Consider the following 24,118-nt stretch of genomic DNA (forward strand, 5'->3'; position numbering starts at 1 on the left):
ATCACTGGTATGCCGTATGGCAGACGACCGGATGTCCAGACTGCATTGATTGCAGCGCGGCCTCGAACGCCGCGAGCGTCGCGAGCACGTCTGCCTCTGGTACCGGGAACGGCTGCCGGCGTTCGATCGCATCGGCAAAGGCCGCAAGTTCCGCGGTGAGCGTGTTGACCGGCGGATAGCGCGTCGTTCTCGGTGCCTCGCCGGATGTCCGTAGCACCATCGTCGTCTCGTCGAGCACCTCGGCGGATCCCCTCGTTCCGAACACATGCACGCGCCAATAGAACGGTGTTGCGCGGACCGTCGCAAGGGTTGCACTCACGCCATTCACAAATTCAATCGCCAAAGTTGCAGTGTCGAGCGGCGGCGGTCCTACCGCGCGCGCACTCAACCGGGCGTAAACTTGTCGGGCAGGACCAAGGAGGCTGACGAAGCCGTCGAGCACGTGCAGTCCCGCGCCGGTCAGCCCGCCGCCCGGCGACTCCTCGGGCGACAGCCGCCAGCCCTGCGTGATGGCCTGCGAGTTCTCGTTGCTGTTGTGGCCCTCGATATGCAGGATCGTGCCGAGCTCGCCGGAGGCAGTGATCGCGCGCAGTGCCTGCATCGACGGCCAGAAGCGCCGGTTATGCCCGACCGCGAGCTGCACGCCCGCCTTGCGGCAGGCCGCGAACATCTCGGCGGCATCGTCGCGGCGGAGCGCCAGCGGCTTCTCGCAAAACACCTGCTTGCCGGCCCTCGCTGCCGCGATCACCTGGCCCTTGTGCAGCGAATGCGGCGTTGCCAGCAGCACGGCATCGATCTCGGGGTCGGCAAGCGCGGCCTCGAGGCTCGGCGCGGGCGACAGGCCGTGCGCCGCGCAGAAGTCTGCGGCGCCGACGATGTCGGGTTCCACCGCGCGGACGATCCGCAGCCGCGGCTCGTTCTGCGCAGCCTCGACCAGCGCGCGGCCCCAGCGGCCGAGGCCCGCGATCGCACACTTGATCATGAGGGCTCCCTGTCCTGGTCGCGGCCGGCCCGGATCGCCTCGATGATCGCGGCGCTGTCGCTGTCCGGGCCTTGCAGTGCGATCGCTGCGCGCAGCAGCTCGGCCTGTGCCGCGGTCATCGGCAAGGACAGGCCATGGCGGGCGGCCTCCTGCAGGATCAGCTCGGCGTCCTTCAAGGTCTGCGCGATATGCGATTGCGGCGAGAAATCCCGCGCCAGCATCTTCGGTCCCTTGCTGTCCATCACGGCAGAATATGCCGCCGATTGCCGCGTAGCCGCAAGGAAGGCCGCGCCGTCGAGGCCGAGCGCCTCGGCAAAGGCGAGGCCCTCGGCGAGCGCGGCGCGGTTGCTCTGCAGGATCAGGTTGATGGCAAGCTTGGTTCGGCTGGCGTTGCCGATCGCGCCGACATTGATCCGCTGCGGGCAGAGGATGTCGAGCGTCGCGGTGGCTGACGCGATGATGTCGACATCGCCGGCGACCAGCGCGGTGGCGGTGCCGGCGCGGACCTCGGCGCTGGTGCCCGAGATCGGGGCCTCGATGAAGCCGAGCCGCGCGCGCGCCGCGAATTCGGCAATTGCCGCGATCTCGCCCGGCGCGCAGGTGGTGGTGCAGATCACGCGCGGCGGCAGCTCGGCGTTGGCGAGGTCCGGCAGCAGCCCCTTGACCTGGGCCGCGTCATACACCGCGATGACGATGGTCGGGCAGCGCGCCGCGACGTCGGCGGCGAACGCTGCGAACTCGGCGCCGCTGGCCCGGAAGCCATCCGTCTTCGCCGCATCGACGTCGAAGCCGATCACGCCGATGCCGGCGTCGATCAACCGCGCGGAGAGCGCCGATCCCATCAGCCCCAGGCCGATCATGCCGACAGGTGTCTCGCGAGCCATGATGCGCCGCCGCTTCGCGCTATTGCGGCTGGATGCCGGCCGCCTTGACCTCGGCCGACCAGCGCACGACCTCGCTCCTGACGAAGGCGCCGAACTCGGCCGGCGCCAGCGGCGCCACGATCACGCCGACATCGGCGAGCTTCTTCTTCGTCTCGGGCATCGCGAGATACCTGGCGCACTCGGCATAGAGCTTGTTGACCACCGGCTCCGGCGTGCCGGCCGGCGCGAACAGCCCGTACCAGATGGTGGCCTCGAAGCCGGGCATGGCTTCTGACAGTGCGGGCAGGCCGGGCGTCAGTTCGTTGCGGGTCGCCGACGTCACGGCGATGCCGCGCAGGGTGCCGCCCTGCATCTGCGGGATCGCGACCGAGAAATCGCCGAAGGTCAGGTCGATCACCCCCGCCATCACGTCGGTCATTGCCTGTGGCACGCCGCGGTAGGAGGCCGCGATCAGCGACAGGCCGCCGCGCGATTGCAACTGCGCGATCGAGATCTGCGACGCGCCGGAGCCGTAGCCCGCGGTCAGATTGGGGTTGGCCCTGGCATAGCTGAGGAACTGCGGCAGGTCCTTCGGCGCAAGCTTCGGGTTGATCAGCAGCACCATCGCCGTCGTGGTGGTGCGGATCACAGGCGCGAAATCCTTCACCGGGTCGTAGGGCAGGCTCTTCAGCGTCGCGACGTTGCTGGCATGGGTGGTGTTGGTGCCCATCAGCAGCGTGTAGCCGTCGGGCGCGCCGCGCGCGACTTCCTGCGCGCCGATGCTGCCGAGCGCGCCGGCGCGGTTCTCGATCAGCACGGTCTGGCCGAACGCGTCCTGCAGATGCTGGCCGACCAGCCGCGCGACATTGTCGGGGCCGGCGCCGGCCGGAAAGGGCACGATGATCCTGAGCGGTCGTTGCGGGAAAGCATCTGCCGCGGAAGCCGGCAGGACCGGAAGTGCCGCGAGCAGGACGACGAGCAGCCCCAGCCGTAACTTCATCCCGGTCCCCTCCCGTATTCGTTTGGATGAATTTATACGGACAAACTTGTCGAGAGTGCAAGCCAAGGGCCTGTCGGAATATTGAGGCTCAGCATATTTATCCGTATAAATAGCCCGTACAGGGGAGCCAGACGACGATGGTGGACATCAGCGATCTCCATGCGCGCGGGCTGCGCCGGCGCCAGAAGATGTTCGGCGAGGGCGATGTCGCCAAGCGGATGGCGGCCGCCGGCGATTTCGGCGCACCGCTGCAAAACATCATCAATGCCTACGTCTATGGCGACGTCTGGGAGCGCTCCGGCCTGTCCGACCAGATTCGCAGCCTGGTGATGCTCGGCATCACCGCGGCGAGCAGTAAGCCGGCCGAGTTCCGCGTCCATGCCAAGGGCGCACTGGCCAATGGCTGTACCGCCGCGCAGGTGCAGGACGTGCTGCTGCTGGTCGCGATGTATTGCGGCATTCCGGCCGCGATCGAGACCAGCAAAATCGCCGCCGAGGTGTTCGGCGAAGCGCCGCCGGAGGCGTAGGGTCGAGGTTGAAGCGGTGCGTGCACAGGCCGAGCGTGCGCCAAGGCGGTAAATTCGACGCAATAGCTCGCTGCCGCGTGATCGGGCGCGGCAGGCTGGAACCTTGCGAATGCGGATCGAATTGGACTACGAATCCTGAAGACTTCCTCCAACGACACGGCGCTTCATGACCGCACATCAACGCAACCTTTCTGCCTCGATAGATCCGGTAAAGCTCGATCGGCTCGCCGAAGTCGCGATCAAGGTCGGCCTGCAGTTGCAGCCGGGACAGGATCTGCTGCTGACGGCGCCCGCCGCGGCGATGCCGCTGGTGCGGCGGGTGGTGGAGCATGCCTACAAAGCCGGCGCGGGTCTGGTGACCCCGTTGTTCTCGGACGAAGAGCTGACGCTGGCGCGCTACCGCTACGCCAACGATGCGAGTTTCGATCGCGCGGCGGGCTGGCTCTATGAGGGCATGGCGAAGGCGTTCGGGGCCAACACCGCGCGGCTGGCGATCGTCGGCGACAATCCGATGCTGCTGTCGGGCGAAGACCCGACCAAGGTCGCGCGCGCCAGCAAGGCCAATTCGATCGCCTACCAGCCGGCGCTGGAGAAGATCGTCAATTTCGACACCAACTGGAATATCATCGCCTATCCGAGCACGTCCTGGGCCAAGCAGGTCTTTCCCGATGATGCAGAGGACGTCGCAGTGGCGAAACTTGCGGATGCGATCTTCTCCGCGTCGCGGGTCGACCAGGACGGCGCCATCGCCAATTGGGAACAGCACAACGCGAAGCTGCGCGAGCGCACCGAATGGCTGAACGGCCAGCGCTTCCACGCGCTGAAATATTCCGGCCCCGGCATGGACCTCACGATTGGGCTCGCCGACGGCCATGAATGGGAAGGCGGCGCCTCGACCGCCAAGAACGGCATCGTCTGCAATGCCAATATCCCGACCGAGGAGGTGTTCACCACGCCGCACTGCCGCCGCGTCAGCGGCCACGTCGTCAGCTCCAAGCCGCTGTCCTATCAGGGCACGCTGATCGACAATATCTCGGTGAAATTCGAGGAAGGCCGCATCGTCGAGGCCAAGGCCTCGCGCGGCGAGGAAGTGTTGAAGAAGGTGCTCGACACCGACGAGGGCGCGCGCCGCCTTGGCGAAGTCGCGCTGGTGCCGCACTCCTCGCCGATCTCGAAGAGCGGACTGTTGTTCTTCAACACGCTGTTCGACGAGAACGCCGCCTCGCACATCGCGCTCGGCCAGTGCTACTCGAAATGCTTCGTCAACGGCGACAAGCTGACGCCGCAGCAGATCGCCGAGCAGGGCGGCAACAAGAGCCTGATCCATATCGACTGGATGATCGGCTCCGCCCACACCGACATCGACGGCATCCACGCCGATGGCCGCAGCGTGCCGGTGTTCCGCAAGGGCGAGTGGGCGTAGCGCGCTAACCCGTCCTGCGTAACTCCGTGTCCCGTCATCTTGAGGTGCGCGCTCTTGCGCGCCTCGAAAGATGCGCGGCCCGGATGTCGCGGCGCGGAGAGCGGGCGGCCGTTCACCCTTCGAGGCTCGCTTCGCTCGCACCTCAGGATGACGGGGCTAGGTTCTTGTTGCCGGACTAAGCTACTGGGCGGCTAGCTGAACCGCCGCTCGCGCGCGGCGATCAGGTCGCCTCGCATCGCCAGGAAGCGGCAGGTCTCGTGCTGCGGCCGAAAGCCGAGGCGGCGGTAGATCTTCAGCGCGGGAGCGTTGCGGCTCGAGACATTGAGCCAGCAGGGATGCTCGACCGATACGTCATGCGCGGCCAGCACGCGATAGACCAAGAGCTGGCCGAGCCCGCGTCCCTGCCGCGCCGGGTCGACGGCGACCGACTCGATCCACATCGAGTTCTGCTCCGGCTCGGTCAGGCAGAAGCCCGACACCTGTCCATCCTCCGATGCGATCCAGACCTCGGTCTCGGTCAGGACCTGCGCCATCTCTTCCGGCGAGTAAAGGCGGAAGGCGGTGTCTGAGGCGTAGGCGGTGTTGTGGATCCGTGCGACCTCGCCGGCGCAGGCGGTGACGTCCGAGACCTGCTCGATGGTGGCGCGGGCGGCGGCAAGCGTGCGCGCGGGCTGCAACGGCTCGACGCACTTCATCCCGATCTCCGACTCGACATGAACAAAGCCGAAGGCGGCGACGAAGGCCATGCCGGCCGGCCAGTCGCTGCTCACCAGCGTCTGCACGGTGAGATCGGGGTCGGTGTCGATCGCCAGCACGTCGTCGATCAGTGCGAGCCCAATCCGGCGCCGCCGCATCTCCGGAGTCACGACAATCTTGAGGAACCGGGAATGGCCCGCGCCCTGGTCGCGCAGCGAGGACTCGGCGAGGCCGACAAGCCGCCCGTTCTGCTCGGCAACACGAAAGTCGCGGCCGCCGCGGTTCTGCGGCAGCTTCAGGAACTGGTCCCACTGTGGCAGCGTGACAGGGCCTAGCCGCGGTTCCACCGCAGCTGCCTTTGCGTAAAGTGCGACCACCGCTTCCGCATCAGCCTCTCGAAGCGGCCGGATGGTGATGCCGTCATCCATGAGTCGGAAGCTTACCCGATATCGAGCCGATAGACATCCTTTGCCGTCTTTAAGAACAACGCCGTCTTCTCGACTTCGCTATATTGTGATGCAAGCCGTTTAAAGGTGTTGAAGATGACCTGATAGCTGCACTGCCCCTTGTCAGGTGGGAAGTTACTCTCGAACATGCAACGGTTCGCTCCGAACGCCTCGATGCAGGTCTCTACATAAGGCCGCCAGGCGGCGGCGAGTTCCTCCGACGATGGCGGCCGCGGGCGGAGGTGGAAGTCATAGCCAAGCAGGCACATCGCCAGCCCGCCGAGCTTGACCACGACGTTGGGGCATCTGGCGATCTCCTGGATCGACGCCTTCCAGACCGGAAAGGTCTCCGCCCGCTTGCCGGCGAAGCGGCCGGTGCCGACCGGGCCGCCGCAATGGTCGAGCACGATCCTTGTGTCGGGGAAGGCGCGGGCGAGGTCGGTGAGCTCGCCGATCTGCGGATGGAACAGCCAAGCGTCGAAGCTGAGGCCGAGCGGCGCCAGACAGGCAAAACCCTTGCGGAAGGTGGAATCGAGGAGGATGCCCTTCGGCCGGCTGGCGTACATATGGGCGACGTTGGGGTCCTCGTCCCAGGCCGAGGAGTGGCGGATGCCGCGGAACCGGCCGTTGCCGGCTGCAATCTCCGCCTCCAGCACCGCCTTGGCCTGGTCGCCGAGCAGAAGGTTAACGTGGCTGACGATGCCGGCACAGATCGCGGTCTTGCCATAGCCGCCGCTCGCCGCCATCGCCGCGACGCCGTTGGCGAACTCGACCTCGCCGACCGGGCGGAACGCCTCCGGGCCGTCGGCGCGGTACATCGACCGGCAATCGACGTAGACGGTCGCGACGATGTTGTGGCCGGAGGCGATGTCGTCGCGCATCTCCTCGATCAGATAGCGCAAGCCCCCGCGATCCCAGAGGTGGTGATGCGGATCGACGATCGGTCGGCCGGGATCGATGACCTCCTCGGTATATTGGGCGAGCCAGTCTTCGCGTGGATTGGCATAGAGCCCGCTGGCGGAGGCGGGCAGAGTGCTGGCCATCTATTTTCACTCCCGTTTGGTTTTGCGTCTTTCTTGAACAGAGACCTCACACGCCGTCGAGGATGATCACCGTCGGCGTCGCCGGCAGCGTGTCGCGGGAAATCCGCAAGGTGCGCTCGCCGCCGCGGCGGTCGATCTCGAATTGCTGGCCGATCAGGTGCATGAACTCGTCGAGCGGGGTGGCGAAACGGTGCATCGGCAGCACCACCGACGCGCGCAGCCGCCTGGTGATCTCGGAGATGCCGTCGAGCGACATCGTGTAGGTGCCGTCGATCGGCACCATTACGATGTCGAGCCGGCCGATCGCCGCGAACTGGCTGTCGTCGAGCTTGACGTGGAGGTGGCCGAGATGGCCGATGCAGAGGCCGGCGACCTCGAAGATGAAGATCGAATTGCCGTCCTTGATCATCGGGCCGCCGGCATCTTCGCCCCAATAGCGGCGGATGTCGGTCGTGACGTTGCGGATGTAGACGTCGCCGATCCGCTCTGCGTAATGCGCAGCCTGGCCGTTCTCGCCCCAGCCATGCAGCACGTGGGCAATCCCGGGATCGGGAAACAGCGTGTAGTGCGTCGCATGGGCCCGGTTCATGGTCGCGACGTCGGGCAATCGCCCGGTCTGATAGACGCCGTTGTAGTCGGTCGCGATCCGGACGCCACCGGGCGTGTCGATGTAATAGGTGGAATGGCCGGCATAGGTGATCGCGACCTCGTCGGCCTTGGTTACTGTCCTGGCCGCGACGCGCCGGTAGTTCACGGGGGTGGCCCGCGGCGGCGCATTGGCCATCGCCAGGCATTCGCTGCGTTGGGCATCCTGCCCGAAGGCGTGGCCGGTCAACGATCCCAGCAAGACGAGCGCGGCGAGCAATCTCAGCATGACCTGTTCCGCCTTCGGCGACATCCGCCGAGCCGAGACTATCGCGCAATGGGCTTGCCGTCATGATGAGGCCGGCGCATCGCTCCATGGCGCTGACTGCAACATGATCCAGGCGATTCCCGCGCTACCATGCTGCGCAGACAACCGGAATAGGGAGTTCTGCGTGACCGACACTGCCTCCTCACCGCGCGCGCCATCAACCAAGCGGCTCGAGCCATTGCGCCATGTCGACGCCGGCGTGCTCAACATCGCCTATTACGAGGCCGGCCCGGCCGATGGTCCGGTGGTGTTGCTGATGCATGGCTTTCCCTATGACATCCATGCCTTTGTCGACGTCGCGCCGATCCTGGCCGCGCAGGGCTGCCGGGTCATCGTGCCCTATCTGCGCGGCTACGGGCCGACGGTGTTCCGCGACAAGGCGACGCCGCGCTCCGGCGAGCAGGCGGCGGTCGGCGCCGACCTGATGGCGCTGATGGATGCGCTCGGCATCGAGCGCGCGGTGTTCGCCGGCTATGACTGGGGCGGCCGCGCCGCATCGATCGGTGCGGCGCTGTGGCCAGAACGCTGCATCGGGCTGGTCTGCACCAATGGCTACATGATCCAGGACATCGCGCATGCGATGGTGCCGGCACCGCCGGAGCGCGAGGTGCCGCTCTGGTATCAATACTATTTCCAGCTCGAGCGCGGCCGCGCCGGGCTTGCCGCCAACCGGCGCGGCATCGCACGGATCCTGTGGTCGCAATGGTCACCGAGCTGGACGTTCGACGAGGCCTGCTTCGAGCGGACCGCGGTCGCGTTCGACAATCCTGACTATGTCGACATCGTGATCCACAGTTACCGGCATCGCTACGGCGTTGTCGAAGGCGACCCGCAATATGCGGATGTGCAGCGGCGGCTCGACGCCTTGCCTGTGATCACCGTCCCCGCCATCTCGCTCGACGGCGCTGACGATGGCGTGACGTTCGTCAGCGACGGCAGTCGCTCCGCGGCAAAATACACACGCCGCCTGGCCTATCGCGCAATTCCGGGCGCCGGCCACAATGTGCCGCAGGAAGCGCCGGAGGCATTTGCCGCGGCGGTGGTCGAGGTGTTGAAGGCTTAAGCTTGGTCTCACGCCTGCCGCGGGCTGATCTTCCAGGCGATGGCAAGCGTCAACAGGGTCATGATGCCGCTGACGAGCGCGGCCGCCGGGATCGTCAGCGCCAGCGCCGCGGTTGCGGCCCAGCCTATCGAGGAAAACGCTTCGGCGAAGGTCGCGATCCGGGATGAGGTCTGGCGCCGGCGGAACTGGCTACGTTTGGCCTGCGCGCGGAACCAGAGCTGGACCGCGGCGGCGGATGCGGTCGCAATCAGGATCGCGATCGCCGTGACCGCGGCCTGCGCCAGCGAGGCGAACGCCAGTGCGGCCACCAGCGGCGTGAACACCATGGCGATTGCGATCAGCACGACCTCGATCTTGGCGCGGGTCACGCGTGACGGCGGCAACGGCGCGGTCGCCACCAGATCGGGCGCGTCCTCGCCCGAGATCGTCAGCCAGGCCAGTCCGCCGGCGAGCTGGCCTGCGGCCATCACGATAACAGGCGTGATCAGCACGATCGCGGTCGAGGTGCCGGAGAAGCTGCGCCACAGCATCAGCGCCGGCGGCAGCAGATAGAGCATCTGCATCAGGCTCTGCGACAGCAGCCATGGATCGCGGCGCAGCAGCACGAACTCCTTGCGCCGCAGCGCCTGTTGCCGCGAGCCGGGGCGGAACGCGCGGGCGCGCCCCCGCGTGGCCGCTGCCGGATTCGCGGCGACGCTCGCGACCGTGTCGGCGAAGCGCGGCGCGAAGGCCGCCATCACGACGCCGAGCAGCACGAGGCTTGCCGCGAGAAGCAGCATCATGATGTCGAGATCGCCAAGTGAGGCGCGCGCCGGCCACCACAGCAGGCTGTCGAGCGCGGGGGCGATGCGTGCCGCGGTATCCGAGGTCAGGAAGGCAAAGCGTGACAGCGTGCCGTATGACAGCACGGCGACGACCTGCAGCGCGATGACAAAACCCGCGCCGATGACAGCGGAGACGACCTGCGCCACCAGCCGGGTCCGGATCGGCCCGATCAGGCGGAACAGGAAGGCGGTGACCGCGATCGCGGTGGCGGCCGCTGACAGCCCGATCGCAAGCACGACGCCGAAACCGGCGAGCCAGCGCGGACCGCCGAGATAAACCAGAACGTCGATGAACGGCGTCGACAGCAACAGCGCCATGCTGCTCACCGTCAGCGCGATCGCGGCGATCCGGATCGAGAAGATGTTGGTGAGCTTCGCCGGCGACGACATGATCAGATCGAGATCGGCGCGGGCATAGAACACGCGCGTCACCGATTCGATCGCCTGCGACAGCATCAGCGCCCAGGCCAGAAAGACCGTCGCGGTCATCACGATCAGCGACGACGGATCGAGCGGAAACCTCAAGTCGGCATAGCGGTTGACCACGGCATAGGCCGGCAGATGCAGGATCGCGGCGAAGATCACAAGTCCGATCACGGCGCGATTGCGCCGGCGCCGGCCACCGGTCATCATCGCCAGCCATTCGCGCCACGCCAGGCGGAATTCGTGGCGGGCGAACCAGGTGAGATGGGCGACCGAGCTCACGCGGCCGCCGCTTCGGTATCGACCAGCGCGATGAACATGTCCTCGAGCGTGGTGTCGTTGCGGCCGTTCTGCTCGCGCAGTTCGTTGAGCGTGCCCTCGGCGATCAGCCTGCCGGCCGCGATCACGCCGATGCGGTCGGCCATGCGCTCGGCGACTTCGAGAATATGGGTCGTCATGATCACGGTGCAGCCGGTGCGGACGCGCTCCTGCAACAGACCCTTGACGTGGCGCGCCGACAGCGCGTCGAGGCCGGTCAGCGGCTCGTCGAGGATGATCAGGCGGGGATCGTGCACCAGCGCGCCGGCAAGCGCCACCTTCTGGCGCATGCCCTTGGAGAAGCCTTCGCAGCGCTCGTTGAGATGCGGCTCGAGCCCGAGCGACACCAGGAGATCGCGCGCCGACTTTTCCGAGGTGCGGGGATCGATGCCCCACAGGCCGGCGACGAATTCGAGATATTCCAGCGGCGTCAGCTTGTCATAGATCATCGGTTCGTCGGACACCCAGGCCATGATCTGCTTGGCTGCGACCGGATCGGCCAGCGCATCGATGCCGAGGATCGACACCGAGCCGGCATCCGGACGCAGCAATCCTGCCACCATGCGCAGCGTCGTGGTCTTGCCGGCGCCGTTCGGCCCGAGCAGCGCATAGAATTCGCCGACCCGGATGGTGAGATCGAGCGCGTCGACCGCCGGGCGGTCAAAACGCTTGGTTAACCCTCGCAGCGCGAGTGCGGGCAATTGCGATGTCATGATGCGGTGGCGATCCGGGATTTCGCTCGTCGGTTGCGCAAAGTTGGACAAAAACCGTTTCGGTGCAGTGAATCGCACGGGGCAAATCGAACGCGATATCCGTATTAGTCCGTGCTGCGGCATATCTCCGTAAATGTGATGATACAGCCGGATCAGCGGTTTGTTGACAGGGATCGGGCGTTTTGGCTCAATCGGGGCGGACATAGCGGCTTTCAGCGCTTCCGACACAAGGGCGTGAAGGCGGGATGCGACGAGCGATCGGATAAGAATCGCCGGGCATCGGGGAGGGAACGATGCTGGACTTTGTTCAGCAGCTCGTCAGCGGCATCGCGCTCGGCTGCGTTTACGGCCTGATCGCGCTCGGCTTCGTGCTGGTCTACAAGGCAACCGAGGTCGTCAATTTCGCGCAGGGCGATCTGATGATGCTGGGCGGCTTTTTCGCCTTCACCTTCATTGGCATGCTCGGTCTGAACTACTGGCTCGGCTTCGCCGGCGCGGTAATCTGCATGGCGCTGTTCGGCATGCTGGCCGAGCGGGTCGTGGTGCGGCCGATTCTCGGCTATCCGCAGTTCTCCATCATCATGGCGACGATCGGGCTCGGCTATTTCCTGCGCTCGGTGGCCGGCATGATCTGGGGCACCGACGACTTCAAGATCGAGACCCCGTTCAGCCAGGGCGTGTTGCGGATCGGCAGCCTGGTGCTCGCCTACGACAAGCTGTCGGTGATCGCGGCGACCATCATCCTGTGCGCGCTGCTCTATCTGTTCTTCAACCGCACCGCGCTCGGCACCGCCATGCGCGCCAGCTCCGAGAACATGCTGGCTGCCTATTACATGGGCATCCCGGTCAAGCGCGTGGTCTCGATCGTCTGGGCGATCTCGGCGGCGGTCGCGACCTGCGCCGGCGTGCTGCTGGCGCCGATCACGTTCATCCATTCCAATGTCGGGCTGGTGCTGGGACTGAAGGCGTTTCCGGCCGCGGTGCTTGGCGGCTTCGGCTCGATCCCCGGTGCGGTGGTCGGCGGTGTCCTGATCGGCGTGATCGAGAGCATGGCCGGCTTCTATTTGCCGCAGGGATGGAAGGACGTCGCGCCCTATATCGTGCTGCTCGCGGTGCTGCTGCTCAAGCCCGAGGGCCTGTTCGGCCTTCATGTCCGCAAGAAGGTCTGAGAGGCAACGCATGCGCTTTCTCTTCAAGACCGACTACGAAGACGACATCAGGCTGCTTCCGCATTCCGGCTACGTCTATTCCTACGGCCTGCTGCTCGCGGTGCTGCTGATCGCGCCCTACGTGCTCTCCAGCTACCTGATGAGCCAGCTCGTCTTCGTCTGCATCTATGCGACCGTCGGCGTCGGGCTCTTGATCCTGACCGGCTTCACCGGGCAGGCCTCGCTGGGACACGCCGCGTTTCTCGCGATCGGCGCCTACACCGCGGCCTATCTTCAGCAATTCAACGTGCCGTTCCCCGTCTACTTCCTCGCCGCGGGGCTGTTGACCGGCGTCGTCGGCGCGCTGGTCGGCTTTCCGGCGCTGCGGCTGCAGGGCATCTATCTCGTGATCGCGACGATCTCGTTCGCCTTCATCGTCGAGGAGATCCTGGCGCGCTGGGAAAGCGTGACCCACGGCAATGAGGGCATGCGGGTCAAGGCCATACAATTGTTCGGCACCACGATGTCGCGCGACGGCCCGACCTTCTATTACCTCTGCCTCGCGGTGCTGGTGCTGACCATCGTCGGCACCCTCAACCTGTTGCGCTCGCCGACCGGCCGCGCCTTTGTCGCGATCCGCGACAGCGAGACCGCGGCGCGCAGCATGGGCATCAATGTCGCGCTCTACAAGGTGAAGTCGTTCGCGATCTCGGCTGCTATAACCGGCTTCGCCGGCGTGCTGTTCGCCCACAAGCTCTCCTTCATCTCGCCCGAGATGTTCACGCTGCAGCTCTCGATCGAATTCATCATCGTGATCCTGATCGGCGGTACGTTCAGCCTGCACGGCGCGGTGCTGGGCGCGATCTTCCTGGTCATGATCGACCCGTTCCTGACCTATCTGAAGGACGACATGCCCGGCGTGATCGCGAGCGCCGCGGCGACGCTCGGCGCCGGCACCGAGCGCGCGGGCCACATCCAGGATGCGGTCGCAGCGTTCGCCTCCGCCAACGGGCTGAAAGGCGCGATCTACGGAATCATTATCGTGGTGTTCGTACTCTTCGAGCCCTTGGGACTGTACGGCCGCTGGCTCAAGATCAAGCTCTTCTTTCAGCTGTTCCCGCTGTACAAGCGCGCGACCTTCAAGCGGCAGAAGATCTATGTGAAATCGGAGCGGAACCGATGAGCTATTTCCGCGCCGAGAACCTGTCGCTGCATTTCGGTGGCCTGAAAGCGGTCGACGCCGTCAGCTTCGCGGTCGAGAAGGGCGAGATCCTCTCGATCATCGGACCGAACGGCGCCGGCAAGAGTTCGATCTTCAATTTGATCTCGCGGATCTATCCGCCGACCTCAGGCAAGATCTTCTTCGAGGATCAGGACATCACCCAACAGCCGGCCTACGATATCGCCAAGCTCGGCATCGCGCGCACCTTCCAGAACATCGAGCTGTTCGAGAATGCGACCGTGCTGAGCAACCTCTTGGTCGGCCGGCATCGGCATTCCACCACGCAGCTCTGGCAAGAGCTGTTGTTCCTGGGAAGCGTCCGCGCCGGCGAGAAGGCGCATCGCCGCCGGGTCGAGCAGGTGATCGAATTCCTCGATCTCGAGCCGTACCGCGACAAGCTGATCTCGGGTCTGCCCTACGGCGTGCGCAAGGTGATCGAGCTGGCGCGCGCACTGTGCTCGGAGCCGAAGCTGATCCTGCTCGACGAGCCGTCGTCCGGCCTCAATGTCGAGGAGACCGACGACATGTCGTTCTGGATCCGCGACATGAAGAGCGAGCTCGGCATCACCGTGCTGATGGTCGAGCACGACATGACGCTGGTCAACCGGGTTTCGGACCGCGTGATCGCGCTGAACTACGGCCGCGTACTGGCGATGGGATCCCCGTCCGAGGTGCAGCACCATCCCGATGTCGTCGCAGCGTATTTGGGCGCATGAGGATGATGGCATGAGCACGTCAGACATCATCCTGAAGCTCTCCAACATCGAAAGCTACTACGGGCCGATCATGGCGATCCGCGGCATCAGCCTCGAGGTGCCGCGCGGCCAGATCGTGACGCTGCTCGGCGCCAATGGCGCCGGCAAGACCACCGTGCTGAAGACGATCTCCGGCATCCTCGATCCGCAGAAGGGTTCGATCGAATTCCTCGGCAAGCCGATCCAGCGCATGGAGGCCGACCGGATCGTGCGGCTCGGCCTCAGCCACGTGCCGGAGGGGCGCGAGGTGTTTCCGTTCCTGTCGGTGCGCGAGAACCTGATGATGGGGGCCTATCTGCGCAAGGACCGCGACGGTGTGGCGCAGGACCTCGAGCGCGTCTACGGCTATTTTCCGCGGCTGAAGGAGCGGCTCGGCCAGCCGGCCGGACAGCTTTCCGGCGGCGAGCAGCAGATGCTGGCGATCGGGCGGGCGCTGATGAACCGGCCGACGCTGCTGCTGCTGGACGAGCCGTCGCTCGGGCTGTCGCCGATCCTGGTGAAGGAGATCTTCACTATCATCCGCCGGGTCAACGAGGAGCAGGGCATGTCGATCCTGCTGGTCGAGCAGAATGCCAAAATCGCGCTGGAGACGGCGCATTACGGCTATGTGCTGGAGATCGGCCGCGTCGTGATGAACGACACCTGCGAGCGGCTGATGAATTCACCCGATATCCAGGAGTTCTATCTCGGCGCCAAGGAAGCCGGCGCGCGGGGCGAGCGGCGCTGGAAAAAGAAGAAGACGTGGCGGTAGGAAGATCTGGCGTTAGGAAGACCTGGCGCTGAAAATTGGCGCTGGGGAAGGTTGGCGTCGACGAAAGTCGGCGCTGCGTTGAGCAAGCGTTGGAGCTAGATTTCGGGCCTGTTTCGCCACCAAGACCGGCACCACAACCCGGCGCGCGAGACAGGCGGCAGAGGAGGGAGCGCGCATGGCAGGACCAGCGGTGCTGACAGTTGCCGACACGATCGCGAGGAGCTTTCTGCTCGCGGTGCAAACGCGTGGCGACAGGCCCGCGATCCGCGAGAAGAAGTTCGGCATCTGGCAGCCGACCAGCTGGCGCGAATGGCTGCAGATCTCCAGGGACATCGCCTTCGGCCTGCGCGCGACCGGCTTCCGCCCCGGCGACGTCGCCTCGATCGTCGCCAACGCGGTGCCGGAATGGGTCTATGCCGACATGGGCATCCTGTGCGCCGGCGGCGTGTCGTCCGGCATCTACCCGACCGACTCGGCCGCGCAGGTCGAATATCTCGTCAATGATTCCCGCACCCGGGTGATCTTCGTCGAGGACGAGGAACAGCTCGATAAGGTGCTGGCCTGCCGGTCGCGCTGCCCGACCCTGGAAAAGGTCGTCGTGTTCGACATGGAGGGGCTTTCCGGCTTCTCCGATCCGATGGTGCTGTCGCTCGCCGAATTCACCGCGCTCGGCCGCAATCATGCGCAGGGCAATGACGCGCTGTGGGACGAGATGACCGGCAGCCGCACTGCTTCCGATCTCGCGATCCTGGTCTACACGTCGGGGACCACGGGCCCGCCCAAGGGCGCGATGCATTCCAACCGCAGCGTGACGCACCAGATGCGCCACGCCAACGATCTCTATCCCTCGACCGACAGCGAGGAGCGGCTGGTGTTCCTGCCGCTCTGCCACGTCGCCGAGCGGGTCGGCGGCTATTACATCTCGCTCGCGCTGGGTTCAGTGATGAATTTCGCCGAGAGCCCGGAGACGGTGCCGGACAATCTGCGCGAGGTGCAGCCGACCGCGTTCCTCGCAGTGCCCAGGATCTGGGAGAAGTTCTATTCCGGCATCACCATCGCGCTGAAGGACGCGACCCCGTTCCAGAACTGGGTGTATGCCCGGGCGCTCGCGATCGGCAACCGGATGACTGAGTATCGGCTGGAAGGCGCGCCGCCGCCGCTGTCGCTGCGGCTCGCCAACCGCGCCGCCTACTGGCTGGTGTTCCGCAACATCCGCCGCATGCTCGGGCTCGACCGCTGCCGGATCGCGTTGACCGGCGCCGCGCCGATCTCGCCGGATCTGATCCGCTGGTACCTCGCGCTCGGCATCGACATGCGCGAGGTCTACGGCCAGACCGAGAATTGCGGCGTCGCCACCATGATGCCGGCGGACCGCATCAAGCTCGGCTCGGTCGGCAAGGCCGCGCCCTGGGGCGAGGTGATGATCTGCCCGAAGGGCGAGATCCTGATCAAGGGCGACTTCCTGTTCATGGGCTATCTCAACCAGCCGGAGAAGACCGCCGAGACGATCGACGCCAAGGGCTGGCTGCACACCGGCGATGTCGGCGCGATCGACAATGAAGGCTATGTCAGGATCACCGACCGGATGAAGGACATTATCATCACCTCCGGCGGCAAGAACGTCACGCCGTCCGAGATCGAGAACCAGCTGAAGTTCTCGCCCTATGTCTCGGATGCGGTCGTGATCGGCGACAAGCGGCCGTATCTCACCTGCCTGATCATGATCGATCAGGAGAATGTCGAGAAATACGCCCAGGACCACGACATCCCGTTCACCAACTACGCGAGCCTGTGCCGCGCCCGCGAGATCCAGGACCTGATCCAGCGCGAGGTCGAGGCGGTCAACGCGAAATTCGCGCGCGTCGAGACCATCAAGAAATTCTATCTGATCGAACGCCAGCTGACGCCCGAGGACGAGGAGCTGACGCCGACCATGAAGCTGAAGCGCAGCTTCGTGAACAAGCGCTACGCGGCCGAGATCGACGCCATGTATGGCGCGCGGGCGGTCGCATAGAGCATGATCCGGAAAAGTGCGAAGCGGTTTTCCGAATAGATCATGCTCAAAGGAAGGTTCGACGAACGAATTGGCGAGGGAGCGAGCAGGCCCGACCCTTCGCTCAACATGGGCCTTTGTGAAGGAGGAGACTGCAATGTCGAAATCGCTGAAGGCGCTGGGCCTTGCGGTGAGCGCGCTGGCGCTGACCTGTCTGCCGGCCGCAGCCCAGACCAAAGTCACCAATGAAGGCATCTCGCCGACCGAGATCGTGATCGGAACGCATCAGGATCTGTCCGGCCCGATCAAGGTCTGGGGCGTGCCGGTGTCGAACGGCATGAAGATGGCGGTGGAGGAGATCAACGCCGGCGGCGGCATCAACGGCCGCAAGATCAAGATGATTTTGGAGGATAACGGCTACGACCCGAAGAAAGCCGTGCTGGCCTCGCAGAAGATGGTCGAGCGCGACAAGGTGTTCGCGATGATCGGCCCGATGGGCTCGCCGACCGTGCTCGCCGCGCAGGATATCCTGTTCGATGCCGGCGTGCTGCAGCTGTTTCCGCTGACCGCCGCCGAATTCACTTTCAAGTTCGATCCCGCCAAGCCGCAGGAGCGGCTGAAGTTCAACAACCTCCTGCCCTATGTCGAGAGCACGCGCGCCGCGCTCAAATACATGATGGAGTGGAAGAACTTCAAGAAGCCCTGCATCATGCATCAGGACGACGAGTACGGTAAGAACGTGCTCGACGGCTTCACCCAGCAGCTCGCTGCGATGAAGGTGCAGCCGGCTTCGGTCACGAGCTACAAGCGCGGCGCTTCCGACTTCTCGGCGCAGGTCGCCAAGATGAAGTCCGACGGTTGCGACCTCGTCGTGCTCGGCACCGTGATCCGCGAGACCATCGGCGCGATGAATGAGGCCAAGAAGCTCGGCTGGGACGTCACTTTCCTCGGCGCCACGCCGACCAACGTGCTCGAGGTGCCGGCGCTCGGCAAGGACGCCGTCGAAGGGCTCTATGCGGCGTCAGGCTTCGAGATTCCCTATGAGGACACGGCCAAGGGCAAGGTGAAGGACTGGCTGCTCAACTACAAGAAGATGTTCAACTCCGACGCCAATACGCAGGCGATCATCGGCTACAACGCGGTGATGACCTTCGCCTTCTATGCGCAGAAGGCGGGCAAGGATCTCACCGGCCAGAAGATGCTGGACGCGCTGGAGTCAGGCGACAAGTTCCTCGATATCTTCAGCTCGCCGCCGACCAAGTTCTCCAAGACCGATCATCTCGCCAACACCATCACCCAGGTGCAGCAGGTCAAGGGCGGCCGCTGGGTGCTCGTGAAGGACAATTTGATGTTCTGAGGGTTTGCAGCCGGGCATTCCTCGAGATTCCGGGTTCGATGCTTCGCATCGCCCCGGAATGACCTAGTCAGTTCATCCGCGCCGCCGGCCGCCATGCGGCTTCGGTGACCAGCGGCGCGTCGACGTAGCGGCTGACGCCATTCTGGTCGATCACGAAGGTCGGCCGGAAACTCCTGACGTCGCTGTCCTCGATCATCGCCATGCGGCGGTTGTCGAGCGTCAGCCAGTGGCCGTCGAGCCGTGCCGCGACCACGGCATGGTCCTCGCCGCCGAGCAGGTCATGCATGACGACGATGCGCAGATCCGCCGGTGCGACGCCGGCCTTGGCGAGCGCCACGAATTTCGCGATCGCATAGTCCTCGCAGTCGCCGCTGCCGCGGGCGAAGGTGGCAAGCGGTGTGGCCCAGACGTCGGGCTCGCCATAGGTCGCCAGATCGTTGCTTGGGCGGATCGCCAGGTTGATGGCGCGGTTGATCTCGCCGAGCCGGGCGCGGCCGTGGCGCGCCCGTCCGGCGTCGATGATCGCCAGGAACCGCAGCGCCTCCGGCGACGCGCAACCGGCGCGGTTGCTCTCGCAGGCTGCCAACTGCACCAGTTCGTCGGCGAGCTGGCGCTGTACGCCGAGCCATTTGTCGTGCAGGCCGCCTTCGGCAAGCAGGCTGGTCGACAGGCCGAACGGCTCGGCCGACTTCCTGAGCAGCGATGCCGGGCCGGGCGAAAGCAGCGAGGCGGCATTGAGCGAGGCAATTGGCGCAGCCAAGGCCAGGCCGAAGCCCAGCATCACAGCGCGCAGTGCGAATGAGCGAAGCGACATTCCCATGTGACACCCCCTGTCCGCTCATCGGCGGGTGGACACTACACCGCACACGCGACCGGATCGTTTCATGCGCGAGCATGACGGGCGATCCCTTCGAATCGACTTAAGATGTGGGGAATCCGGACAGCAGGCTGAAGGGCGTCTGCGTGGGGTCCCGAAAACTTTACCGGTTTGTGAAACGAACCGGCGAACCTTTTTCCACCGCGAAACGCCTCACCCTTGCCTTCTGGTTAAACCGGCCAGTCCGCGCACGGGATAGCTGCGATTTGTAAGCCAAGTCACAGCTTTAGCCGGGAAAATCGGGTCAAATGCCCTCTCGGGGCTGTGGGGAAATAAAGGCAAGTAGAGAAATGCCAATCAATACCACGAATACGTGGCTCAGTACGCATCTTGGCTCGAATCCTATCTCATGGTACCGTCAGGTAAGTTCTGACTACACAACTCTTCTAAGAGTGAGCCAAGTCACACCCGCTCAAACCGCGCGACCAGAGCACCTTGCGAAAGCAAAGGATGGTTTCGCCAAGCTTTATCCGATGATATGCAAGCGTAATCATTCGGATACTTTACCAATATTAACCCTCGCGCGGTGATCCGCAGTGAACTTTGTTGGGAAATTCGACGGCCATTCGCCGAGCGCGGACACTTATGTCCGCGGACCGGTATACGTCGAAAGCGTTACCTCGCATGCGCCGCCCGGCGCGATCACGGTCGACGACGGGCAATTGCTGTTCACCGGCGACTTCAAGCGGACCGGGCTCGATCTCGTCATCTCGAAGGACGATCGAGAACTCGTCCTGCACGACTACTTCAAGGGCGAGAAGCGCGCGGCCCTGGCGTCGCCTGATGGCGCGCATCTCACCGGCGAGCTCGTCAATGCGCTCACCGGCTACACCCAATATGCCCAGGCCGGCGGTGCCGCGGAGCCGGCCAAGGTCATCGGCCACGTCACCAAGCTGACGGGCAGCGCCACCGCCGTCCGCAACGGCGTCGCCGTCGTCCTGAACCAGGGCGACAACGTCAACAAGGGCGACGTGGTGCAGTCGGGCAGCGACTCGACGCTCGGCATCACCTTCATCGACGGCACCGTGTTCGGTCTCGGGCCGAACGCCAAGATGGTGCTGAACGAGATGATCTTCGACCCGAACGGGTCGAGCAATTCGTCGCTGATGAGCCTCGTCTCGGGCACCATCTCGTTCGTGGCCGGCGCGACCGCCAAGCATGGCGACATGAAGGTCGATACGCCGGTCGCGACCATGGGCATTCGCGGCACCGCCGTGCTGGTCGAGATCGATTTCGACGTGCAGGGCTCGGGTGGCGTGCCGCCCGCCAAGTTCCAGGTGCTGGTCGAGCCTGACGGCACCACCGGCTCCTACATCCTGTTCGACAAGACGACGCTCAATCCGATCGCGACCGTCGATCAGGCCGGCACCCAGACCATCGTCAATGGCCAGGGCAGCGTCAGCTTCGTCTCGTCGGCGCAACTGTCGGCCGATGCGCAGAAGCTCATCTCGGACGTCTTCGCGCTGAAGTTTACCGACAACAACAATTCCAACACCAAGCTCACGACGAACTTCACCGACAGCGTCGTCCCGATCACGACCAGCCTCAAATTCGCGACCGGCGACGTGATCCTGCCGATAAGCTTCCTGCTGGCCTTGACCGGCGATGCCGGGCCGCAGGCCCCGTCAGCCAAGACTGACCACGCCCCCGGTGCGCCGCACGTCGTGACGCAGAACGGGACGTTCACCGAACTGGCCGGCCAGACCTATAGCGAGCAGTTCGACACGGCGACCGGCCAGATCACATGGGTCGACGTCAATCTCGGCGACAAGCCGACTGCAGCGGTCAATTTCAGCGCGTTCAGCTACCGCGACGCCGGCGGCAACGACGTCACCGCGTCGCTGACGGCGGCGCAACTGGCAGCGATCCAGGCCGTCGAGATTCCGTTGCAGCTCGATCCCAATCCGCTGAACACCAACTTCGGCTCGGCGACCTGGACCTACAGCCTTGCCGACGGCGCCTTCGACTTCCTGGCCGCCGGCGAGACCCTGACGCTGACCTATCTGGTGCGCGTCGACAACAATTACGCGCCGAGCAACGAGACCGCCTTCAAGACCATCACCATCACGATCACCGGCACCAACGATACGCCGGTGGTGACGTCCTCGGCGCAGGCAGGTTCGATCACCGAGCTGCCATGGACGACGAACTCCGCCGCGCCTGATACCGCGCACGGCACGCTGACCTTCACCGATGCGGACCTGACCGACACGCACACGGTCAGCATCACCGGCGTCACCGAAGCCGGCGTCACCACGGGCCTTGCCAGCCATGCCACCGTGCTGAGCTGGCTGTCGCTGGGCACGCTGGCCGATTCGACCGATGGCGTCACGGGAGCGCGCGCCTGGACGTTCGCGGCGGCCGACAGGAGTTTCGACTATCTCGCCGTGGGCGAGACGCTGACGCTGACCTACACGATCGAGATCGACGATCATCATGGCGGGGTCGTCACGCTTCCGGTCACGATCACGATCGTCGGCACCGATGACAGGCCGGTGATCACGTCGCCGACGCAGGCGGCCGCCATCACCGAGGCCGAAGGCGTGACCGGTTCGCTGATGCCGGATACCGCGTCCGGCACCGTGACCTTCACCGATGTCGACCTCAGCGACACCCACAGCGTCACCGTGGCCGGTGTCACCGAAACCGGCGTCGCCACGGGGCTGCCCGATCAGGCCACGATCCTGAGCTGGCTGTCGCTCGGCACGCTGACGGATTCGACCGGCGGCGTCACCGGATCCAGCCATTGGACCTTCTCGGCTGCCGACGCGAATTTCGACTATCTCGCGGCCGGCGAGAAGCTGACGCTGACCTACCTGATCCAGGTCGACGATCATCATGGCGGCGTCGTCACCCAGCCCGTCACGATCACCATCACCGGCACCAACGACGTCCCGACCTTCACGTCGGAGCCGCCGGCCGCGACAGTCGCGGAGCAACCCGACACGACCGGTTCATCCACGCCGGACATGGCGGTCGGCGTGGTGGCGTTCGCCGATGTCGATCTCAGCGACACCCACACCGTATCCATCACCGGCGTGAGCGAATCCGGGACCACCACCGGCCTGCCCGATGACGAATCGACGGTCCTGAACTGGCTCTCGCTGGGGACGCTGACCGATTCGACCGGCCATGTGGGGGGATCGCAGGCCTGGATGTTCTCGGCCGCTGACCAGAACTTCGACTACCTTGCCGCCGGCGAGACGCTGACGCTGACCTACACGATCCAGGTCGACGACCACCATGGCGGCGTGATCAGCGAGCCGGTGACGGTCACAGTTGTCGGCAGCAACGACACGCCGGTCGTCACCTCCGACGCACAGGCGGCCACCATTCCCGAGCAGCCCGACACCACCGGGTCATCCAATCCGGATACCGCGTCGGGCGCCGTGACGTTCACCGACGCGGATCTCAGCGACACGCACACGCTGAGCATCACCGGGGTGGCCGAAACCGGCGCGACCGCGGGCCTGCTCGAGGACGAGTCCACCGTCCTGAACTGGCTGTCGCTGGGCACCTTGACGGACGCGACCGGCGGGGTGACCGGATCGTCCAACTGGACGTTCTCGGCCGCCGACCAGAACTTCGACTACCTTGCCGTCGGCGAGACGCTGACGCTGACCTACACGATCCAGATCGACGATCATCATGGCGGCGTCATCACGACGCCGGTGACGATCACCATCACTGGCGCCAACGATGCGCCGACGCTTGCCGACGTCAATGCCGGCACGCTGACCGACACCGCGGCCTACGATACGTTCAGCCCGCTGACCGGCACGCTGCATGGCCATGACGTCGACGATGGTGAGACCGCGACGCTGACCTATGCCGCCCTCGATTCGAACCATGTCGCGGTCAACTCGGCGATCACCGGCCTCTACGGTTCGCTCACGGTCAATGCGGACGGCAGCTACAGCTATATCCCCAATGACGCCGCGATCAACGCGTTGGCCAAGGGCACCTATGCCGACACGTTCACTGTCGAGACCATCGATGCGCATGGCGCGACCGGGACGGCGACGCTGACGGTCGATGTCGTCGGCGCCAACGACGCACCGGTGATCCATGCCGACAACATCAACATCATCGACAATGCCAACGGCACCGAAACGATCTCCGGCCTGACGGTCACCGATGTCGATGCCGGCGCCAACGAGAATTTCACCCTGGCGGCCGCGACCGACCCCGGTTCGGGCAGCAGCGTCGCGCCGCCGACGCTGCTCGGCCATCTCTCGGATATCAACACCGCGCTCGGATCGCCGGGTCTCGTCTACAACCCCGGCCAGACGCCGCCGGCGACCGACAAGATCGCGCTCTCCGTGACCGACGGAAGCGGCGCGAGCGATACGGTCAATCTGATCTTCAACGTCCAGCAAGATCCGCCCCAGCCGGTGACGCTGACCGGCACCAGCGACAAGGACGTGTTCTTCGGATCGGGCTACCAGGACAAGTTCGTGTTTGCGTCGAACTTCAATCACGACACGATCCTGAACTTCACGCCGGGCCAGGACCAGATCGACCTGTCCACGATCGTCTCGACAAGCACCTTCAGCAGCTGGTTCGATCAGAATGTGACGACCTCGCCGACGAATTCGGCGGATACGCTGATCACGATCGACAGTGCGGACACCATCACGTTGCACAACATCGCGAAGGCGAGTCTGTCCCAGAACGACTTCATCATTAGTTATACGTGACCAGCGCCGGCCTCCCGAAAAGCCGGCCAAATCCTGCATTGCGCAACGTCTGCTCGATTGGAACAATCTTCCGCGCGTGAT

General features: G+C 65.0%; 19 protein-coding genes. 10 read left to right on the forward strand and 9 right to left on the reverse strand.

The window, feature by feature from the left end; all coding sequences use genetic code 11:
- Position 1 precedes the first annotated feature (1 nt).
- From ACVIW0_RS02540 to ACVIW0_RS02550, 3 genes are read right to left on the reverse strand one after another with little or no spacing between them, the layout of a single operon-like run.
- Positions 2–982: a Gfo/Idh/MocA family protein gene (locus tag ACVIW0_RS02540; protein WP_461350890.1), complete on the reverse strand. Its 981-nt coding sequence runs from the start codon at positions 980–982 to the stop codon at positions 2–4.
- On the reverse strand, positions 979–1,866 hold the full coding sequence (locus ACVIW0_RS02545) for an NAD(P)-dependent oxidoreductase (protein WP_461350891.1): 888 nt from the start codon (positions 1,864–1,866) through the stop codon (positions 979–981). The genes ACVIW0_RS02540 and ACVIW0_RS02545 overlap by 4 nt, the downstream gene beginning before the upstream one ends.
- A gap of 19 nt (positions 1,867–1,885) precedes the next feature.
- Positions 1,886–2,845 carry a Bug family tripartite tricarboxylate transporter substrate binding protein gene (locus ACVIW0_RS02550; RefSeq protein ID WP_461350892.1) on the reverse strand — a complete coding sequence of 320 codons (960 nt, stop codon included), beginning with the start codon at positions 2,843–2,845 and terminating at the stop codon, positions 1,886–1,888.
- Between the two features lie 137 nt (positions 2,846–2,982).
- On the opposite strand from ACVIW0_RS02550, the gene ACVIW0_RS02555 reads away from it, so the two are divergent.
- Positions 2,983–3,372, forward strand: a complete 390-nt coding sequence (locus ACVIW0_RS02555; RefSeq protein WP_461350893.1) for a carboxymuconolactone decarboxylase family protein — start codon at positions 2,983–2,985, stop codon at positions 3,370–3,372.
- Positions 3,373–3,538: 166 nt separating this feature from the next.
- Positions 3,539–4,795 (forward strand): aminopeptidase, encoded by a 1,257-nt coding sequence (locus tag ACVIW0_RS02560; protein ID WP_461350894.1) that lies wholly within the window; start codon positions 3,539–3,541, stop codon positions 4,793–4,795.
- A 191-nt stretch (positions 4,796–4,986) separates the two neighbouring features.
- On the opposite strand, the gene ACVIW0_RS02565 is transcribed toward ACVIW0_RS02560, so the two are convergent.
- Genes ACVIW0_RS02565 through ACVIW0_RS02575 form a run of 3 tightly spaced genes read right to left on the reverse strand, consistent with a single transcriptional unit; the run spans position 4,987 to position 7,854 of the window.
- On the reverse strand, positions 4,987–5,919 hold the full coding sequence (locus ACVIW0_RS02565; protein ID WP_461350895.1) for a GNAT family N-acetyltransferase: 933 nt from the start codon (positions 5,917–5,919) through the stop codon (positions 4,987–4,989).
- A gap of 11 nt (positions 5,920–5,930) precedes the next feature.
- Positions 5,931–6,980, reverse strand: coding sequence for an amidohydrolase family protein (locus ACVIW0_RS02570; protein WP_461350896.1), 1,050 nt, complete (start codon positions 6,978–6,980; stop codon positions 5,931–5,933).
- A 46-nt stretch (positions 6,981–7,026) separates the two neighbouring features.
- Positions 7,027–7,854, reverse strand: coding sequence for an MBL fold metallo-hydrolase (locus ACVIW0_RS02575; RefSeq protein WP_461350897.1), 828 nt, complete (start codon positions 7,852–7,854; stop codon positions 7,027–7,029).
- A 163-nt stretch (positions 7,855–8,017) separates the two neighbouring features.
- Here ACVIW0_RS02575 and ACVIW0_RS02580 point away from each other — a divergent pair, with 163 nt between their 5' ends.
- The gene (locus tag ACVIW0_RS02580) at positions 8,018–8,956 is read left to right on the forward strand and encodes an alpha/beta fold hydrolase (protein ID WP_461350898.1); all 939 of its coding nucleotides are present in this window, start codon (positions 8,018–8,020) and stop codon (positions 8,954–8,956) included.
- Between the two features lie 8 nt (positions 8,957–8,964).
- Here ACVIW0_RS02580 and ACVIW0_RS02585 read toward each other — a convergent pair whose 3' ends face one another.
- Positions 8,965–10,485 (reverse strand): permease, encoded by a 1,521-nt coding sequence (locus tag ACVIW0_RS02585; protein ID WP_461350899.1) that lies wholly within the window; start codon positions 10,483–10,485, stop codon positions 8,965–8,967.
- Positions 10,482–11,234: an ABC transporter ATP-binding protein gene (locus ACVIW0_RS02590; RefSeq protein WP_461350900.1), complete on the reverse strand. Its 753-nt coding sequence runs from the start codon at positions 11,232–11,234 to the stop codon at positions 10,482–10,484. The genes ACVIW0_RS02585 and ACVIW0_RS02590 overlap by 4 nt, the downstream gene beginning before the upstream one ends.
- A gap of 293 nt (positions 11,235–11,527) precedes the next feature.
- Here ACVIW0_RS02590 and ACVIW0_RS02595 point away from each other — a divergent pair, with 293 nt between their 5' ends.
- The 6 genes from ACVIW0_RS02595 (at position 11,528) to ACVIW0_RS02620 (ending at position 18,460) form a co-directional block, all read left to right on the forward strand.
- Positions 11,528–12,403 carry a branched-chain amino acid ABC transporter permease gene (locus ACVIW0_RS02595; RefSeq protein ID WP_461350901.1) on the forward strand — a complete coding sequence of 292 codons (876 nt, stop codon included), beginning with the start codon at positions 11,528–11,530 and terminating at the stop codon, positions 12,401–12,403.
- 10 nt (positions 12,404–12,413) lie between these two features.
- Positions 12,414–13,565, forward strand: coding sequence for a branched-chain amino acid ABC transporter permease (locus tag ACVIW0_RS02600; RefSeq protein WP_461350902.1), 1,152 nt, complete (start codon positions 12,414–12,416; stop codon positions 13,563–13,565).
- Positions 13,562–14,320, forward strand: a complete 759-nt coding sequence (locus ACVIW0_RS02605) for an ABC transporter ATP-binding protein (RefSeq protein WP_461350903.1) — start codon at positions 13,562–13,564, stop codon at positions 14,318–14,320. Before ACVIW0_RS02600 ends, ACVIW0_RS02605 begins: the two co-directional genes overlap by 4 nt.
- Before the next feature lie 10 nt (positions 14,321–14,330).
- Positions 14,331–15,110: an ABC transporter ATP-binding protein gene (locus tag ACVIW0_RS02610; RefSeq protein WP_461350904.1), complete on the forward strand. Its 780-nt coding sequence runs from the start codon at positions 14,331–14,333 to the stop codon at positions 15,108–15,110.
- Positions 15,111–15,285: 175 nt separating this feature from the next.
- Positions 15,286–17,124, forward strand: a complete 1,839-nt coding sequence (locus ACVIW0_RS02615) for an AMP-dependent synthetase/ligase (protein ID WP_461350905.1) — start codon at positions 15,286–15,288, stop codon at positions 17,122–17,124.
- Positions 17,125–17,260: 136 nt separating this feature from the next.
- Complete coding sequence (locus ACVIW0_RS02620) at positions 17,261–18,460, forward strand: ABC transporter substrate-binding protein (RefSeq protein WP_461350906.1); 1,200 nt, start codon at positions 17,261–17,263, stop codon at positions 18,458–18,460.
- Between the two features lie 67 nt (positions 18,461–18,527).
- Here ACVIW0_RS02620 and ACVIW0_RS02625 read toward each other — a convergent pair whose 3' ends face one another.
- Entirely contained in the window at positions 18,528–19,280 is a 753-nt protein-coding gene (locus ACVIW0_RS02625; RefSeq protein WP_461350907.1) for a transglutaminase-like cysteine peptidase, read from the reverse strand.
- A 593-nt stretch (positions 19,281–19,873) separates the two neighbouring features.
- Here ACVIW0_RS02625 and ACVIW0_RS02630 point away from each other — a divergent pair.
- The gene (locus ACVIW0_RS02630; protein WP_461350908.1) at positions 19,874–24,037 is read left to right on the forward strand and encodes a VCBS domain-containing protein; all 4,164 of its coding nucleotides are present in this window, start codon (positions 19,874–19,876) and stop codon (positions 24,035–24,037) included.
- Positions 24,038–24,118: the final 81 nt, after the last annotated feature.

This window comes from Bradyrhizobium sp. USDA 4454 (assembly GCF_054822705.1).